This window comes from Paenibacillus pasadenensis (assembly GCF_002864175.1).
In the GTDB taxonomy this organism is placed as follows: domain Bacteria; phylum Bacillota; class Bacilli; order Paenibacillales; family Paenibacillaceae; genus Paenibacillus_O; species Paenibacillus_O pasadenensis.
In genome coordinates this window covers 515,981-530,899 of the sequence record NZ_NFEZ01000004.1, presented here as the reverse complement: position 1 = coordinate 530,899, position 14,919 = coordinate 515,981, and the positions used below count along the sequence as shown (strand labels likewise).

General features: G+C 65.0%; 15 protein-coding genes. 8 read left to right on the top strand and 7 right to left on the bottom strand.

Annotated elements, in window-relative coordinates; genetic code table 11:
• Positions 1 to 56: 56 nt before the first annotated feature.
• The 3 genes from B8V81_RS11995 to B8V81_RS11985 form a co-directional block, all read right to left on the bottom strand.
• Positions 57 to 611: a translation initiation factor IF-3 gene (locus tag B8V81_RS11995; protein WP_028599456.1), complete on the bottom strand. Its 555-nt coding sequence runs from the start codon at positions 609 to 611 to the stop codon at positions 57 to 59.
• Positions 612 to 943: 332 nt separating this feature from the next.
• Complete coding sequence (locus B8V81_RS11990) at positions 944 to 1,591, bottom strand: nitroreductase family protein (protein WP_028599455.1); 648 nt, start codon at positions 1,589 to 1,591, stop codon at positions 944 to 946.
• 111 nt (positions 1,592 to 1,702) lie between these two features.
• The gene (locus tag B8V81_RS11985; RefSeq protein ID WP_101808444.1) at positions 1,703 to 2,188 is read right to left on the bottom strand and encodes a MarR family transcriptional regulator; all 486 of its coding nucleotides are present in this window, start codon (positions 2,186 to 2,188) and stop codon (positions 1,703 to 1,705) included.
• A gap of 217 nt (positions 2,189 to 2,405) precedes the next feature.
• Between B8V81_RS11985 and B8V81_RS11980 the strand changes: the two genes are divergently transcribed.
• On the top strand, positions 2,406 to 4,796 hold the full coding sequence (locus B8V81_RS11980; protein WP_180968437.1) for an ATP-dependent helicase: 2,391 nt from the start codon (positions 2,406 to 2,408) through the stop codon (positions 4,794 to 4,796).
• Positions 4,797 to 5,754: 958 nt separating this feature from the next.
• On the opposite strand, the gene B8V81_RS24815 is transcribed toward B8V81_RS11980, so the two are convergent.
• The gene (locus B8V81_RS24815; RefSeq protein ID WP_127464474.1) at positions 5,755 to 6,036 is read right to left on the bottom strand and encodes a hypothetical protein; all 282 of its coding nucleotides are present in this window, start codon (positions 6,034 to 6,036) and stop codon (positions 5,755 to 5,757) included.
• A 105-nt stretch (positions 6,037 to 6,141) separates the two neighbouring features.
• On the opposite strand from B8V81_RS24815, the gene B8V81_RS11975 reads away from it, so the two are divergent.
• The 6 genes from B8V81_RS11975 to B8V81_RS11950 all read left to right on the top strand — a co-directional run bounded on the left by B8V81_RS11975 (position 6,142) and on the right by B8V81_RS11950 (position 11,195).
• The gene (locus B8V81_RS11975; protein WP_028599454.1) at positions 6,142 to 6,366 is read left to right on the top strand and encodes a PspC domain-containing protein; all 225 of its coding nucleotides are present in this window, start codon (positions 6,142 to 6,144) and stop codon (positions 6,364 to 6,366) included.
• Positions 6,367 to 6,652: 286 nt separating this feature from the next.
• Positions 6,653 to 7,357 carry a PspA/IM30 family protein gene (locus tag B8V81_RS11970; protein ID WP_028599453.1) on the top strand — a complete coding sequence of 235 codons (705 nt, stop codon included), beginning with the start codon at positions 6,653 to 6,655 and terminating at the stop codon, positions 7,355 to 7,357.
• A 122-nt stretch (positions 7,358 to 7,479) separates the two neighbouring features.
• Positions 7,480 to 7,776, top strand: a complete 297-nt coding sequence (locus tag B8V81_RS11965; protein ID WP_028599452.1) for a DUF5316 family protein — start codon at positions 7,480 to 7,482, stop codon at positions 7,774 to 7,776.
• Between the two features lie 20 nt (positions 7,777 to 7,796).
• Positions 7,797 to 8,054 carry a hypothetical protein gene (locus B8V81_RS11960; RefSeq protein WP_028599451.1) on the top strand — a complete coding sequence of 86 codons (258 nt, stop codon included), beginning with the start codon at positions 7,797 to 7,799 and terminating at the stop codon, positions 8,052 to 8,054.
• 127 nt (positions 8,055 to 8,181) lie between these two features.
• On the top strand, positions 8,182 to 9,183 hold the full coding sequence (locus B8V81_RS11955) for an ABC transporter substrate-binding protein (protein ID WP_028599450.1): 1,002 nt from the start codon (positions 8,182 to 8,184) through the stop codon (positions 9,181 to 9,183).
• The gene (locus tag B8V81_RS11950) at positions 9,180 to 11,195 is read left to right on the top strand and encodes an iron ABC transporter permease (RefSeq protein ID WP_043111473.1); all 2,016 of its coding nucleotides are present in this window, start codon (positions 9,180 to 9,182) and stop codon (positions 11,193 to 11,195) included. Before B8V81_RS11955 ends, B8V81_RS11950 begins: the two co-directional genes overlap by 4 nt.
• Positions 11,196 to 11,305: 110 nt before the next feature.
• On the opposite strand, the gene B8V81_RS11945 is transcribed toward B8V81_RS11950, so the two are convergent.
• Entirely contained in the window at positions 11,306 to 12,334 is a 1,029-nt protein-coding gene (locus tag B8V81_RS11945) for an acetylxylan esterase (protein WP_101808442.1), read from the bottom strand.
• Positions 12,335 to 12,585: 251 nt separating this feature from the next.
• Between B8V81_RS11945 and B8V81_RS11940 the strand changes: the two genes are divergently transcribed.
• On the top strand, positions 12,586 to 12,780 hold the full coding sequence (locus B8V81_RS11940; RefSeq protein ID WP_028599448.1) for a hypothetical protein: 195 nt from the start codon (positions 12,586 to 12,588) through the stop codon (positions 12,778 to 12,780).
• A 72-nt stretch (positions 12,781 to 12,852) separates the two neighbouring features.
• Here B8V81_RS11940 and B8V81_RS11935 read toward each other — a convergent pair whose 3' ends face one another.
• Positions 12,853 to 13,824 carry an ABC transporter ATP-binding protein gene (locus tag B8V81_RS11935; protein ID WP_101808441.1) on the bottom strand — a complete coding sequence of 324 codons (972 nt, stop codon included), beginning with the start codon at positions 13,822 to 13,824 and terminating at the stop codon, positions 12,853 to 12,855.
• Positions 13,825 to 13,836: 12 nt separating this feature from the next.
• Entirely contained in the window at positions 13,837 to 14,814 is a 978-nt protein-coding gene (locus B8V81_RS11930) for an ABC transporter ATP-binding protein (protein ID WP_028599446.1), read from the bottom strand.
• Positions 14,815 to 14,919 lie beyond the last annotated feature (105 nt).

Below are 14,919 nucleotides of genomic sequence, written 5' to 3'. Positions count from 1 at the left end.
CCCTGCTTGCCTGCCCTGCTTGCCTGCTTCCTTCCTAGCCTTCCCCTTGCTTCGCCCTACTTCGGATTCACGCGCACCTGCGAGCCTTTGCCGCTCGACTGGACGCCCGTTTCCTTGACGCCGGCCTCCTTGAGATCGGCCAGCAGCCGCTCCAGGACGGCCTTGGCCGCCGCCTCCTTGGCGCCGCTCGCCTTGACGACGAGCTGCACCGGTTTGCCCGAGCGCAGATGCTTGTCCGCCTGGCGCAGCTTCGTCTCGTAGTCATGCTCCTCGATGTGGGCGGTGAAGCGCAGCTCCTTCGCCTTGTCCGCTCCGCCCTTCGCTGCTGCGCCGCCCTTGCCGCCAGCACCCGGCTTGCCGCCGGCTCCCGCTGGTGCGGCCGAGCGCCGCGCCGCAGCCGCTTCTTGCTGGGCGGCCGCCTTACCCTTGCCCTTCGGCATCAGCCGGCACGGAGGCGGGCTGCTCATGAGCGACGTGCAGACGAGATCCGCTCCCGCCGCCCGCGCCAGCTCCAGCGCCTCCGCCCGCTCCACGACCCCGAGCCGCTCTCCGCCAAGGCCGGTCAGCTCCACCTCGAACGCCTTGATCTGCTCATTGATGAGCACTGCCATCTGCTCGCACGACCTTTCCCTATGTAGTCCCGTGCCCTTAGCATACCTGCGATCGCGGGCCGGTTCAAACAATCGCGGGCCGCAAGAGCAACCGCAAGGCCCCCGCAATGCTCCGACATATCTCCCGCAAAGCTTCGCCAAGCGTACGCGCCGAACCCCCGCGCCCCACCCAAAGCCTCGCACCTACAGCCCCACCTACAGCCTCGCGCCCACCGCCCCGCATTTACAGCCTCCCTCCCACAACCTCCCTCCCGCAGCAAAAAAGCCGCCCCCGGTCCGGTTCGCGGACCTGGAGCAGCTCCTTGCAAGCGCGGCCTAGCCTTGACCGCCCCTTACTTCCATTCGGCGACGCGGTCGATCGGCAGCCGGGTCGTGAGGCGGGCGTCCTTGGCGGCCTTGCCGATCGAGATGAGCATGGACGGCACGTAGCGGTCCGCCTCGAGGCCGAACGTCTCGGCTGCGCGCGACTTGTCGTAGCCGCCGATCGGGTTCGTATCGTAGCCGCGAGCGCGCGCCGCGAGCATGATCTGCATGCTGACGAGGCCGGTATCGAGCAGGATCATGTCGCGGAAAGCCTCCTTCGGCACGCTGCCGAACAAGGCGCCGTAATTGGCCAGCATCTGGTCCATGACCTCCTGCGTCATGTAGCCCTTGGCGACGGAGCTCGCCATGATGTCGCCGGCATAGTCGAACGCCTGCATGTCGCCGAACACGGCGATGACCGCCGCCGACGTGATGACCTGCGTGCGGTTGCGCGGAGCGATCTCCGCCAGCGCCGCCTTCGCCTCCTCGCTCTCGACGACGACAAAGCGCCACGGCTGCAGGTTGACGGAGGAAGGCGCCAGCGTCGCTTCCTCCAGCAGCTCCGTCATTTCCTCGCGGCTGATCTTGACGGACGGATCGTACTCGCGCACCGAGCGGCGCCCGGCGACGATCTCGCGGTAATCATTGGTACGGACAACGGCAGCTGCATTCGTCATTTCGGTTTCTCTCCTTGTGCAGGCTCTTGCGGCCTGCTTTTTATAGGTTCCTATCCTGCTTGCGTCCAAAACGCGCCGTCCCGCCTCGCGGCCCGGACGGTTCCGGCTCCATCAATCTCCGATCAGCCTCGCGCCCGCCTCGCGCCGGACCGTCGCAGCCGCAGCGCCGCCGGCAGCGGGAGGCTCCTCCAGCGAGCGGCCGAGCGCCGCGAGCAGCCGCAGCAGCTCCTTGCGCTCCGACTCCTCCAGCCCCGCCTGCAGCCGCTCCATGAAGCGCTCCTTCTGACGGTTGCACGACTCGATCCAGCTCCGGCCCTCGTCGGTCAGCCGCACCTTGGTCACGCGGTTGTCGTCCTGGCAGCGGGTGCGGACGAGCTTGCCCTCCGCCTCCAGCTGCTGCATATGGCGCGTCACGGCCGCGGGGTCGATCGAGACCGCCTTCTGCAGCTCGGACTGGCTGATCTCCTCCGCGCCCCGCAGCTGGCACAGCAGCTCCAGCCGGTTCGGGCTCACCCCGACATCCGTCTCGAACCGGCAAGCCAGCTGCTTGTTCAGATGGATCAGCACATACAACAGATCCTCGGTGCGGCAGCTCATGATGCCTCATCCTTTCTTCCGCATCCTCCGGATGCCGCTTTTCCTTGATCCCTCAATCGTTGATGGGTCAATGTTATCATAGGCATCGCTCCTCGCGCAAGCCCCTCCCGCCAGTCGGCGTTTGCCACCGGCAGCGCGATCCATTATGCTGAAAGGAACGACGAACAGGCATTCCCCCGCGCGGGAGACGCCTTTTGCAACAGGAGAGACATGCCCCATGAGCGCCAATTTGCCTTTGCCTTTCAAAAAACCGTTCGGAGCGGCCGGCCGCGGCTTGCCCGCAGCCGCGCTCGCCTCCGGAGAGAACAGCCGCCGCCTCGTGCCGGACGACGATGCCGACAGCGACTATTTCCGCGCGCTCGAGAGCCGCGGCCTGTTCCTGAACGGCCCTCAGATCGAGGCCGTCCGCCACGGCGCCGGACCGCTGCTGACGCTCGCCGGAGCCGGCTCCGGCAAGACGAGCGTGCTCGCCGCCCGCACCGGCTATCTGATCGCGGAGCGCGGAGCCGATCCGCGTTCGATTTTGCTCGTCACCTTTTCCGTCAAGGCCGCCCAGGAAATGAAGGACCGGATCTCCGCCCTGCCCGGCATCGCGCCGGCGGCCGCCAAAGCGGTAACCGCCCGCACGTTCCACTCGTTCTTCCTGCAGCTGCTGCGCAGCCAAGGCTATCGCCAGGAAATTCTCGGCGGCGGCCCGCTTGCCGTCATCGTGCTCAAGGGCATGCTGCGCGAGCTCGGCATCGCCGACCGGCTGGAGCCGGAGACGGCGCTCGCCGCGCTGTCCGAGGCCAAGCTGAGCCTGCGCTCGCTCGGCGAGCTGCCGGAAGCGAGCCAGGCGGAGCGCGACCTCAAGCGGCTGCTGCTGCGCTTCGAGGAGTGGAAGGAGCGCGAGGGCCGCATGGACTTCGACGACATCCTGCTCTGGTCGCATCGGCTGCTGACCGAGCGTCCCGCCCTGCTGCGCACGCTGCAGGAGCGCTTCCGCCTCATCATGATCGACGAGTTCCAGGATACGAGCCGGCTGCAGTACGAGCTGATCCGCCTGCTCGCGGGCAAGCGCGCCAACCTGATGGCCGTCGGCGACGACGACCAGACGATCTATGGGTTCAGCGGCGCCCGGAGCGAGTATATCCTCGGGTTCCGGGACGCCTTTCCCGGCGCCCGCGTCGTCACGCTCGACACCAACTACCGCTCGTCCGCGAGCATCGTCGGCCTCGGCAACGACATCATCCGGCACAACAAAACCCGCTACGCCAAGACGCTCAAGGCGGTGCGGACGAGCCGCCAGGTGCCGCTCTACATCCGGCCGTTCACGACCGACCAGGAAGCGGCGGCCGTCGCCGCCCATATCCGCGAGCGGGTCGACGAGGGCGCGCGCGGCTGGGGCGACTTCGCCATCCTGTACCGCACCGCCAGCAACAGCCGGGCGATGTTCGAGCAGCTCGTGCTGTCGGACATCCCGTTCCATCTGCAGGACAGCGGCGAGCTGTTCTACGACCAGTCGGCGGTGCGTCCGCTCGTGGACTACTTGCGCCTGTCGGTCAAGCGGCGCGACTTCGCGGCGATGGAGGGCGTGCTGCCCTCGATGTACGTGGGCCGCGCCAAGGGCATGGCCCATATCCGCGCCAAGGACGATCCCCGTCCCAAAAAAGGCCCGCTCATTCATCTGCTCACGCTGGAAGGGCTCAAGGACTTCCAGCGCGACTCGATCCAGGCCCGGATCACGTTCATCAAGGGGCTGAAGGCGCTGAAGCCGGCGGACGCCATCCGCCGCATGCGCAAGGACTTTTACGACGCCTGGCTCGACGCCGAGGCCGCAGGCGCGGGAGGCGCCGACACCGTCTACAAGGAAACGCTGCGCGAGGCGCTCGACGAGCTGGAGGCATCCGCCGGCCGCTTCGCCGACGTGCCGTCGTTCCTCGCGTTCGTGAAGCGGATCGGCGAGCGCCACGCCGAGATGCGCGCGCTGCCGCCGGAGGCGGCCCGCGATGCCGTCAAGCTCATGACCATCCACAAAAGCAAGGGGCTGGAGTTCCCGGCCGTCGTCCTCATCGGCGCCTCCGAGGGCATCCTGCCCCACAGCCTCGCGCTCGAGGCGGACAAGCTGTCCGACTACGGCAACGGAGCGGCTGCGGCGGGCGATCCCGCCTCGCTGCGGGAGGCCGCGCTGGAGGAGGAGCGCCGCCTCGCCTACGTCGCCGTCACCCGCGCGCGCGACGAGCTGCTCGTCAGCTCGCCGAGCCTGTGGCGCGGGCGCAAGACGGACGTGTCGCGCTTCCTGCTCGACGCGTTCCGCACGGCCGCTCCTGCGGCTGCGGCGGCTGGCAGAGCCGCGGGCGCGGCTGCAGGCCGGGGCGTTGGCGTTTCGGCCGCGGCCGAGGCCAGTCCGGCCGCTCGGAGCGCAGCGACGAGCGCTACCGCTGCGGCCCGGCCGCGGGCCAGTCCGGCCGCTCGCCGCGCTAACCTTGGCGCAACGACGAGCGCTGCCGCTGCGGGCGCGGCCGGGGCCAGTCCGGCCGCTCGTCGGGCACACCCTGGCGCAGCGACGAGCGCTACCGCTGCGGCCCAAGCCGCGGGCCGAGCCAAGGCCGATCGGCCTCAAGCGTGACCGAAAGCCTAGTGCTTTCCCAATCTGTTTCCATCATCGGCGGGTTCGTACAACTCCATGATCGAACAGAAGCAGGCGGCTCCCTATCCACGCGCCCGTCTGCCCTGTCGAGGCGAATAGCGCGCTGACCCGCGCTGACCCGAATAATGGCTGCAAAATATTCGTTGGCGAGGCACCTGTCGGCGCCGAAACAGCCGCCGGCCCAAAGTCCCGCCCTTCTCGGGCGGGGCTTTTTACTATTGCGCTGCTATTTCCCTCCGTCTGCGGAGCGGCAAGCGCGAGTGTACGAGCTCTAACGAAACTGGAAGACGCTATTGTGCTTTAAACGAGCGATCTAAAATTGTAACGATACTGAGGAACGTTATTGACGCGTTGCGAGGCAGACGGGATGCTTTTTTGACTCCATAGCGCTTCTCCGTATCGTTAGCTTTCGGAAAACGCGGATATAGGCAAAATAGCGTTTCTCCGTATCGTTAGGTTGGCTACGACTCGGACCGGAAGCCGTCACAAGCTGCTCCCGCGACGTCCGCCATTCCAGTACGCCATGCCCTCCTTATGACGTCCGCCACTCCAGTAGGCCTTGCCCTCCCGCGACGCCCGCCCATCCAGTACGCCGTGCCCTCCTTACGACGCTCGCTCCCTCCAGTACGCTGCTCTTTACGACGCTCGCCCATCTAGTACGCCACTCTTTGCGACGCCTTCCGCTCCAGCCGTCCGCACTTCTCCCGCGACGTCCGCCCCTCCAGCTCCTCCGCGCGGCAATCTCCTCCGATGGCACCGTTCCAGTACATTCTCCTTCTTCACCACGGCGTTCCGCCAACGGCCTTTCCCTACGACATCGCCGGCTCACCCAGCGGCGCCTGCCATCCGGCATCCGCCCCGCTGGCCGACACGCAAAAACCGGCCTGTCCCTGGGACAGGCCGGCTTCCGCTTCCGATGGAACGGGGAGCGGAATCGTTATTTCTTCTTCTTTTTGTTTACCGAGCCGAATGCGGCTTTGGCATCCGCCGTCAGGTCCTGCGCGAACTCCGTATCTTGGTTAGCCGCGAAGCTGTTCAGCTTCGTCGATTGGACGTCTGCCTTGCTTGCCTTGTTTTTACCCATGAGAATCGGCACCTCTTTCGTGGATAATGGGCTTGCCCCGATAGCTTGCGCACGACGGCAGCTTTTCATGCGGTTCCTGCCGCGCACAACTTCCGCCCGAGCCGATCCCGGTCCCGGGTCCAGGTCGGATTCCATTCGGGGGGCCGTGTCGGCGCTCCCGGGCCTGGAGGTACAATAAGGACATCAAGCCGCACAGCCGGGCAGCCGGCGGTGCCGCATATAGAGGAGACTGACACCGCCATGAAAACCTTGTATCGCTCCCGTACCGACCGCAAAATCGCGGGGCTGTGCGGAGGAATCGGCCGCACGTACGGCTTCGATCCCGGACTCGTCCGGATCGGCTTCATCGCCGTCGGCGTCTTCAGCTGCGGCACGGCCTTGCTGCTCTACGCCGCAGCCAGCGTCGTCCTGCCCAAGGAGCCGGAATGGAACGGCCCGCCCCCGCGGGAGCCTTTCTACAGCTGATCGCCTCACCGCAGCTGCTCGCCCGACTGCAACTGAACGCCTCACCGCAGCTGTTCGCCCGTCTGCAGCTGATCGCCTCACCGCAGCTGTTCACCTGACTGCAGCTGATCGCCTCACCGCAGCTGTTCGCCTTTCTACAGCTGATCGCCTCACCGCAGCTGTTCACCTGACTGCTCGCCCGACTGCAGCTGATCGCCTCACCGCAGCTGATCCCGACCGATGCTCATTCTTTCCGTCCAGGTCGGAATCAACATCATTCCCTCACCCCCAAAAGGAGCGTGTATCCATGAGCGTATTCGACCGTATTTTGAACCTGACCAAAGCGACCGCCAACGAAATGCTGAACAAGATGGAAAACCCGACGCTGATGATGAACCAATATATCCGCAACATGGAAGAAGAGATCGACGGCATGAAGAGCGAGCTGCACCGCCAGCAAGCGGCAAGCCGCTCGTACGGCTCCCGCCTGGAGGAAGTGACGCAGCTCGCCCAGCACAACCAGGCCAAGGCCGAGGAGGCGCTGCGCGAAGGCCGCGAGGCGGAAGCCCGCGCCGCGCTCGAAGCCAAGCTCCGCTACTCTGATCAGGAGCAGGAATACCGCCGCTTGCACGAGCAGGCGAAGCATGCCTCCGTCGAGCTGGAGATCCGGCTGGACTCCGCCAAGGAAGAGCTGCAGCGCCTCATCCAAAAGCGCAACGAACTGAGCGAGCGCATCCAAAAAGCCGAAGCGGCCGCCGAGCGCACCGCTCCGAGCTTCAGCCACGGCTTCGAGCCGGGACGCGCCTCGCGCGGCTTTGAGCGCATCGAGGAAAAAGTACTCCAATGGGAAGCCCAGCTCGGCCTGAGCCGGGACTACAAAGGCCCGTCCGCTTCCTCTTCGAGCTATGCCGGAGGCTACGAGGCCGCTCCATCCGCCGCGCCGGACAACGGCCGCTCCGCCGCCATCGACGAGCAGCTCGCCGACCTGCGCCGCAAGATGAAGGGCGAGTAATCCTCCGCTCAAAAAGGCTATCCTGAAACCCAGGATGGCCTTTTTCCTGTCGAGCCCATTTCAGGGAAAGAGAAACAATTGCCCGCCCTGCCGCGTACAACATGGAAAAGGAGGTCTGCCTCATGACGCGCATCACCCTCGTCTTCCTCTCCGCCGGGCTCGGCTTGGCGGCCGTCGCCGGCGCGGTCGGCCTCGTGGCCGGCCAAGACTCCCTCGTCCGAATCTCGGCTTGGAGCGGCGGCATTCCGCTGCTGCTCGCGATGCTGTTCTCCGGGGCATTCATCCAGGCGGATTCCCGGCGCATCGGCACCTACACGGACGACGGCGAATCGCTGCGCCGCCGCAACGATTGGTCGGCCCGCTGCCTGCTGCTGGCGGTTCCGAGCCTGCTGCTGTGCGCTGGCGCTTATTTCCTTTAATTCGAAAGGAGCTCCTGCCGATGACGATGCGTCGGTTCCTGGCCAGTCTCGTCTTTTTGTCCACGAATATCTTCCTGGCCGCCTATGCGCTGGACATCAAGCAGTTGCCCGGTCCGGCCTGGGTCAACGACGCGGCGGACGTCGCCTACGTGCTTGGACAGGCGCTCGTCCTGCTGCTCGCGGAGGTGCGCCGGCCGCCGGCCGAAAAAGCGCTGCGCCTCTACTCGCTGGTCTCGCTCGTGATGCTGGTCGTCTTCGCATCGGTCAAGCTGGCTTGAGGCTGCCGCAGCACCTTGGCATGTATTGACAGCTTTTTGAATCGGTGATAGGCTCAACTCGTTGCGAGTGATAGTGATTCTCATTATTGATCGCGATAAATTATCATCAATCACCGGGGGTAACAAAATGAAAAGGCTTTTGTCTGGCACGACAGCCCTGCTTGCCGTGCTCCTGCTTACGGCAGCTTGCGGTTCGACAACGACGGAAAACACCGGCTCTGCCGCTACGAGCTCTCCCGCTCCGAGCTCTGCCGAGACGGCAGGTCCGATCGTCATCAAGCACGGAAAAGGCGAGACTAAGCTGGATAAGCCGGCTGAAAAGGTCGTCGCCCTGGAGTGGATCTATTCCGAGGAATTGATCGCGCTCGGCATTCAGCCCGTAGGCAACGCGGACAACAAGGAATACAAGCTCTATGTCACGGACGAAGCCGCGCTGGCGGACAGCGTCACGGACGTCGGCTTGCGCTGGGAGCCCAATCTGGAGACGATCGCCTCCTTGAAGCCGGACCTCATCATCTCCAACACGGACAACAACGACGCGATCTACGATCAGCTCCAGGCCATCGCCCCTACGATCGAGTTCGATCCTTATCCGAACGAAGGAGATGCCTACACGGGCATGGTCAACGACTTCAAGACGATCGCCCAAGCCGTGGGCAAATCGAAAGAAGCCGAGCAAGTGCTTGCCGATCTCGACGCGCACTATGCGGAGGCCAAGCAGAAGCTGGCGGCAGCGGGCAAGGACAACTTCCACTATGTCATCACCCAAGCGTTCACCAGCCAGAACGCAGCCGCGCTGCGCATGTTCACCGACACCTCGACCGTCGTCCAAACGCTCGACCGCATCGGCTTGATCAACGACTGGAAGTCGGAAAAATTCGAGAAATACGGCTTTACGGACGCGACCTTCGAATCCTTGCCGGCCGTGAGCAGCTCCAACTTCATCTATATCGTCCAGGACAATGACAATGTCTTCGGCGAATCGGCGAAAGACAACAAGGTGTGGAACAGCCTGGACTTCGTGAAAGAGAACCGGACCTACGGCATCGGCGGAGATACATGGACGTTCGGGGGCCCGCTTTCTTCCAAAGCATTGGTCGACCGTGTCGTCGACGCGATCACAAAATGAGAACAAGCATCCTATTCGGGGGCGGCGCTGCTGCCCTCTTCCTTTTGCTGATTGCCAGCCTATGCTTCGGAGAAGCGCAGATTCCGGTCCATGTCGTCGCGGACGCCCTCCTCCATCGCCAGGATGCGCTTGAGCATCATATCATCTGGGACATGCGCCTGCCGCGCGCGATATTGGGCGTCCTGTCCGGAGCAGGGCTGGCCGTGGCCGGAGCGCTGCTGCAGACCGCGACCAAAAATCCGCTCGCTTCCACCGATACGCTCGGCATCAATGCGGGCGCTTATTTCATGGTGGTCGCCGGAACGGTCTACTTCCCGACCTTGCTTCACCAGTCTCCGTTCCTCTTCGCCGCCGCCGGCGGCGGCCTGGCCGCGCTATGCGCCTACGTGCTCGGAGGGGGGCGAGCCGCGACGCCGATCCGGCTGGCCCTGTCCGGCATGATCGTCGCGATGGTCATCGGTTCCTTTACGAGCGCGCTGCATATTTTCCATGCCACCGAAACCCAGTCGCTCTTCCTGTGGGGCTCGGGCTCGCTCGCCCAGCTCGATTGGCACGGCGTCTCCTACGCTTGGCCGGGGGTCGTCGCGGTCGTGCTGATCGCCTTTTTCATGAGCAGGCAATTCGATGTCCTGAACCTGGATCCGTCCACCGCCCGATCGCTCGGGCAAAAGGTGGAGCTCGCCCGCTTCGCGGGGTTGACGCTGGCCGTGCTTGCCGCTTCCGTCGTCGTCAGCGTCGCCGGACCGATCGGATTCGTCGGCCTCGTCGCGCCGCATCTCGTCCGCCTGAGCGGACTGAGCAAGCATAGCGGCCTTTTGCCGGCAGCCGCCCTGTGGGGAGCCGTGCTGCTCACCGGAGCCGACGTCCTGGCGCGGATCGTGCGCAGCAGCATGGGGGAGATGCCCGTCGGCGCGATGATGGCCATCATCGGAGCCCCGTGGCTGATCTGGCTCATCCTGCGCAAGATGAACGGCGCCTTGGGCTCGCCGCCCTCGTCGCCGATGTCGATCGGCTCCGGCCGCGTGCCGATCCGGTTTCCGCTGCTCGCCGCCATCATGCTCGCGGCCGTCGTCTCCTTCATCCTCGTCAGCATGACGATGGGCGGCACGCGCATCCCGCTCGGCCAGCTCTTCGCGAGCCTGATCGGCTCGGAGCAGGCCGGCTCCTATTCCGTCCTCTTGAACCTGAGGCTGCCGCGCACCCTGGTCGCCGCAGGCGCAGGCATCGCGCTGAGCGTGAGCGGCGTGCTGATCCAAGCCTCCGTCCGCAATCCGCTGGCCGACTCCTCGATTCTCGGCGTGACCTCGGGAGCCGGCTTCGGAGCCTTGCTGGTGCTCATCGCCTGGCCCGAGTCTCCGATCTTCCTGCTCCCGATCGCGGCTGTCGGCGGGGCCGCCGCGGCTGCGGCGATCATCTTCCTGTTCGCATGGCGAAAATCGCTCAGCCCCGCGGTCCTCATCCTGCTCGGCATCGCGGTTTCCGCTGTCGGCTCTGCCGGCATTCAAGCGCTGATCGTGCTCGGTCCCCTATGGGGAAGCACCGGCTACATCTGGCTGACGGGCTCGACATACGGACGCACATGGACTCAAGTCGGCGTGATCGCCCTCTTCCTGGCCGTCCTGCTGCCTGTGGCCGTGCGGCTGAGCCGCAAATTCGACGTGCTGGCGTTCTCCGACGACAGCGCCGCCGGACTGGGCCTGCCGGTGCGCAAAACCCGATTGGCCGCGATGACGACAGGCGTCCTGCTCGCCGCAGGGGCCGTCGCCGTCGCCGGAACGGTCGGCTTCCTCGGACTGATCGTCCCGCACATGGTCCGCAGCCTGATCGGCCACAACACGCGCCGCTCGATCCTTTTGTCCAGCCTGATCGGAGCTCTCCTCATGGTGATGGCCGATGCCGTCGGCCGTACGATCCTCGCTCCGGTCGAGATTCCGTCCGGACTGTTCATCACCTTGATCGGGGCGCCCTATTTCCTGTTCTTGATGTTCCGGTCGCAGACGAGAAAGATCTGAGCATGGCGAAGCCCCCCTGCCGCTGCGCGCGGCCGGAGGGCTTCTTCGAGTTCAATTACGGAACAGGGCTGCCTGCGATCTCCGCAGCTGCGCGCCCGAGTCCGGCCGACTTAGCGTCCCGCATGCTCCAGCACGAACTGCAGCTTGTCCCGACGATGGGCGCCGTTCACCTCATGGCCGAGAAACGGGTAGTCGCGGATTTCCTTAGGCGCATGGATGCGGTTGTACGCCGCGTAGACCGTCTCCGGAGGACAGATCGGGTCCTTCCAGCCGACGCTTGCGAGCACCGGCGCCGAGATGCGGCAAGCGAGATTCATGTTGTCGAAGCAAGCCAGATGCTCCAGCAGCCGCGACAGCTCCTCCGGCTTGCGGCTCGCCAGCTGCCCGGCCTCGGACAGCGAGCCAGCCGAGCTGAAGATCGCCTGGTCGACATGACATAGGTTCGGGATGTCGGCGAGCACGGCCGCCAGATCGATGCCGGCGGGCGCCTCCAGGCCGCATAGCGCGGCCACCGCCAGCGCGAGGCCGCCTCCTTGGCTGCCGCCGCAAGGCACGAGCCGGCGCGCGTCGACCTCCGGCTGCGAGGCCGCCGCCTGCAGCGCCTTGAGGCTGTCGACAAAAAGCGCCATGTAATACGTCCGGTCCGGCCCCTCCAGCAGATTTTGCGTCATCCATCCTTTGGCCATGCCATGCAGCGAGGGCAGCAGGCTGCCCGTCTCGCCCCCCTGGCCTCTCGCATCGACGGCCAGCACCGCATAGCCCGCCAGCAGCCAGCCCGCATGATCCTCGGGGTAGCCGGCGCCTGCCGTGTAGCCGGGGTAGATGACGATGCACGGAACTTGCCGGCCCTCCCGGGCCGCTTGCGCGGGCACCATATACAGTCCGCTTACCGGCGTCTCGTCATAGCCCTCATACGTGATCCGATACACATCCGCATAGGGAAACAGCTCCTCGTCCACGCGCTTGCGCGTCTCGCGCAGCGGCTTGCTCCAAGCCTGCTTGAGGCGCGGCTGCCAGAACGCCTCGCTTTTCTCCTTCTCCATCGTCAGCGGCGGCATATACAGCTGCAGCTCCATCTTGCGCCGCTGTAGATGGTTCAGCTCGGTGTTGCCGGGTATGCTCGCATAAGAATTCATCATCCCGCCTCCTCGCCCGCTCGGGCTTCCTTCTGTGCAAAGGGTACCTGCTTCGCCCGCCCGCCGTCAACGCCTCGTTTCCTATTACCCATTCCGCTCTCGCTCCCCAGGAACATTTGTTCCGTCTTTTTTTGGATTGCTGCCACCCTGTTGTCACAGCTGCCGGTTAAGCTGGATTCAGATCGCAGCCCGGCAAGCTTGGACTAGGCATTCCCGCCTTTCCGCTTGACGGGGAACCCAAGGAGGAACCCTTTATGATGGCAGATGACCTATATCGCTACGAGCTGGAGCTGAAGCGGCATCACCGGCAGTCGGGCCAAGCGGCAGGAGGGCCGAGGCTTCCGGGACAGGCCGCGCCTCCGAATCCGCTCGTCCGCCCCGGCAGCGTTCGGCCCGGCACCGTGAGCCCCGGCGCCGGCCGCGCGCTCCTGTCCTGGTTCCGCAGCTGACCGGACGCAGGGCGCCGTCGGCAAAAAAAGCCTCCGCCCTCCCGGCAAGCGGGATGGCGGAGGCTGGATCGATCAGGCATAATGGCAGGCGGCCCAGTGGGACGGATTCGGTCCGACCTGGCGCAGCTCCGGCACTTCGGCCGCGCAGCGCTCGGTCGCCGCCGGGCAGCGGGTGCGGAACGGGCAGCCGCTCGGCGGGCTGATCGGGCTCGGCAGATCGCCGCGCAGCACGATGCGCTCCTTGTTCGCCTCGATCTCCGGATCCGGGATCGGGATCGACGAGAGCAGCGCCTGCGTGTACGGGTGGCGCGGATCGGCGTACAGATCCTCGCTGTCGGCGATCTCGACGAGCTTGCCGAGGTACATGACGGCGATGCGGTCGCTGATGTGCTTGACCATCGCCAGGTCATGCGCGATGAACAGGTACGTCAGGCCTTCGGCGCGCTGCAGGTTCTGCAGCAGGTTGACGACCTGCGCCTGGATCGACACGTCGAGCGCGGAGATCGGCTCGTCGGCGACGATGAATTTCGGATCGACCGCGAGCGCGCGGGCGATGCCGATGCGCTGGCGCTGGCCGCCGGAGAATTCATGCGGGTAGCGCGTCAGATGCGAGGGGTTCAGGCCGACCTTATCGAGCAGGAGCTCGACGGCGACCTTGCGCTCCTTGGGACTGGACACGAGCTTGTGGATGTCCAGCGGCTCGGCGATGATGTTCTCGACCGTCCAGCGCGGGTTCAGCGAGGCGTACGGATCCTGGAATACCATCTGCATCTCGCGACGGAAAGCCTTGAGCTTGGAGCCTTTGAGATCGTAGATGTTGGAGCCATTGTAGCGCACTTGGCCGGAAGTCGGCTCGTACAGGCGCATGATCGTGCGGCCGGCCGTCGACTTGCCGCAGCCGGACTCGCCGACCATGCCGAGCGTCTCGCCCTTGCGGATGGACAGGCTCAGGCCGTTGACCGCCTTGAGCGTCTTGCCCTTGCCGACTTCAAAAAACTTGCTGAGGTTGTCCACCTCGAGCATCGCGTTCGGTTGGCTTGCCATCGGTTCTCCTCCTTACTCCGGCTTGGCGTGGAGCCAGCACTTGGATTCGTGGGTGTCGCTGTGCGTAAACATATACGGATCCTGCTCGAGGCAGACCTCCATCGCGTACGGACAGCGGGCGGCGAACGCGCAGCCTTGCGGAGGATTCGCCATGTCGGGAGGCGTTCCATCGATCGGGATGAGCGGCTCGTCCTTGCGCTGGTCCAGACGCGGCAGCGACTTGAGCAAGCCTTGGGTGTACGGATGCTGCGGCGACTTGAAGATCTCGAACTTGTTGCCGCGCTCCACGACTTGGCCCGCATACATTACGATCACTTTATCACACATGTCGGCGACGATGCCAAGGTCATGCGTGATAAGGATGATCGACGTGCCGAGCTTCTCCTGCATGTCCTTCATGACCTGCAGGATCTGCGCCTGGATCGTCACGTCGAGCGCGGTCGTCGGCTCGTCGGCGATCAGCAGCGTCGGGTCGCAGCTGAGCGCGATCGCGATCATCGCGCGCTGGCGCATGCCGCCCGAAAACTCGAACGGGTACTGCTTCACGCGGGCTTCCGGGTTCGGAATGCCGACGAGGCGGAGCATGTCGACCGCCTTTTTGGAGGCGGCGTCCTTGCTCATGTTCTGGTGGCGCGTCAGCACCTCGACGATCTGGGAGCCGATCGTCATCGTCGGATTGAGCGACGTCATCGGGTCCTGGAAGATCATTCCGATATCGCGTCCACGCACGGATTCCATCTGCTTCTCCGTCTTCTTGAGCAGGTCGCTCCCCTCAAAGACGATCTGTCCGCCCTTGTACGTGCCGGGCGGCGTCGGAATGAGGCGCATCATCGACTGGGCCGTGACGCTCTTGCCCGAGCCGGATTCGCCGACGATCGCAAGCGCCTCGCCCTTGGCCATCTCGAAGGATACGCCGCGCACGGCTTGGACTTCGCCGCCGCGCACGCGGAACGAGACGCGCAGATCATCGACTTTAAGAATCGGTTCCATGGTGCTTCACCTTCCTCATCTATCGGTTGCTTAGCGCAGGGGCCGCGCTAGGCCCGCTGCGAGAAGTCATATGAAATGCTGCCGCCCTGCCTTCACCGGCAGCCG

Excerpts from the sequence above, each read along its gene's own strand:
- B8V81_RS11995 (WP_028599456.1), bottom strand. The coding sequence starts at position 611 with ATGGCAGTGCTCATCAATGAGCAGATCAAGGCGTTCGAGGTGGAGCTG.
- B8V81_RS11990 (WP_028599455.1), bottom strand. The coding sequence starts at position 1,591 with ATGACGAATGCAGCTGCCGTTGTCCGTACCAATGATTACCGCGAGATC.
- B8V81_RS11985 (WP_101808444.1), bottom strand. The coding sequence starts at position 2,188 with ATGAGCTGCCGCACCGAGGATCTGTTGTATGTGCTGATCCATCTGAAC.
- B8V81_RS11980 (WP_180968437.1), top strand. The coding sequence starts at position 2,406 with ATGAGCGCCAATTTGCCTTTGCCTTTCAAAAAACCGTTCGGAGCGGCC.
- B8V81_RS24815 (WP_127464474.1), bottom strand. The coding sequence starts at position 6,036 with ATGGAATCCGACCTGGACCCGGGACCGGGATCGGCTCGGGCGGAAGTT.
- B8V81_RS11975 (WP_028599454.1), top strand. The coding sequence starts at position 6,142 with ATGAAAACCTTGTATCGCTCCCGTACCGACCGCAAAATCGCGGGGCTG.
- B8V81_RS11970 (WP_028599453.1), top strand. The coding sequence starts at position 6,653 with ATGAGCGTATTCGACCGTATTTTGAACCTGACCAAAGCGACCGCCAAC.
- B8V81_RS11965 (WP_028599452.1), top strand. The coding sequence starts at position 7,480 with ATGACGCGCATCACCCTCGTCTTCCTCTCCGCCGGGCTCGGCTTGGCG.
- B8V81_RS11960 (WP_028599451.1), top strand. The coding sequence starts at position 7,797 with ATGACGATGCGTCGGTTCCTGGCCAGTCTCGTCTTTTTGTCCACGAAT.
- B8V81_RS11955 (WP_028599450.1), top strand. The coding sequence starts at position 8,182 with ATGAAAAGGCTTTTGTCTGGCACGACAGCCCTGCTTGCCGTGCTCCTG.
- B8V81_RS11950 (WP_043111473.1), top strand. The coding sequence starts at position 9,180 with ATGAGAACAAGCATCCTATTCGGGGGCGGCGCTGCTGCCCTCTTCCTT.
- B8V81_RS11945 (WP_101808442.1), bottom strand. The coding sequence starts at position 12,334 with ATGATGAATTCTTATGCGAGCATACCCGGCAACACCGAGCTGAACCAT.
- B8V81_RS11940 (WP_028599448.1), top strand. The coding sequence starts at position 12,586 with ATGATGGCAGATGACCTATATCGCTACGAGCTGGAGCTGAAGCGGCAT.
- B8V81_RS11935 (WP_101808441.1), bottom strand. The coding sequence starts at position 13,824 with ATGGCAAGCCAACCGAACGCGATGCTCGAGGTGGACAACCTCAGCAAG.
- B8V81_RS11930 (WP_028599446.1), bottom strand. The coding sequence starts at position 14,814 with ATGGAACCGATTCTTAAAGTCGATGATCTGCGCGTCTCGTTCCGCGTG.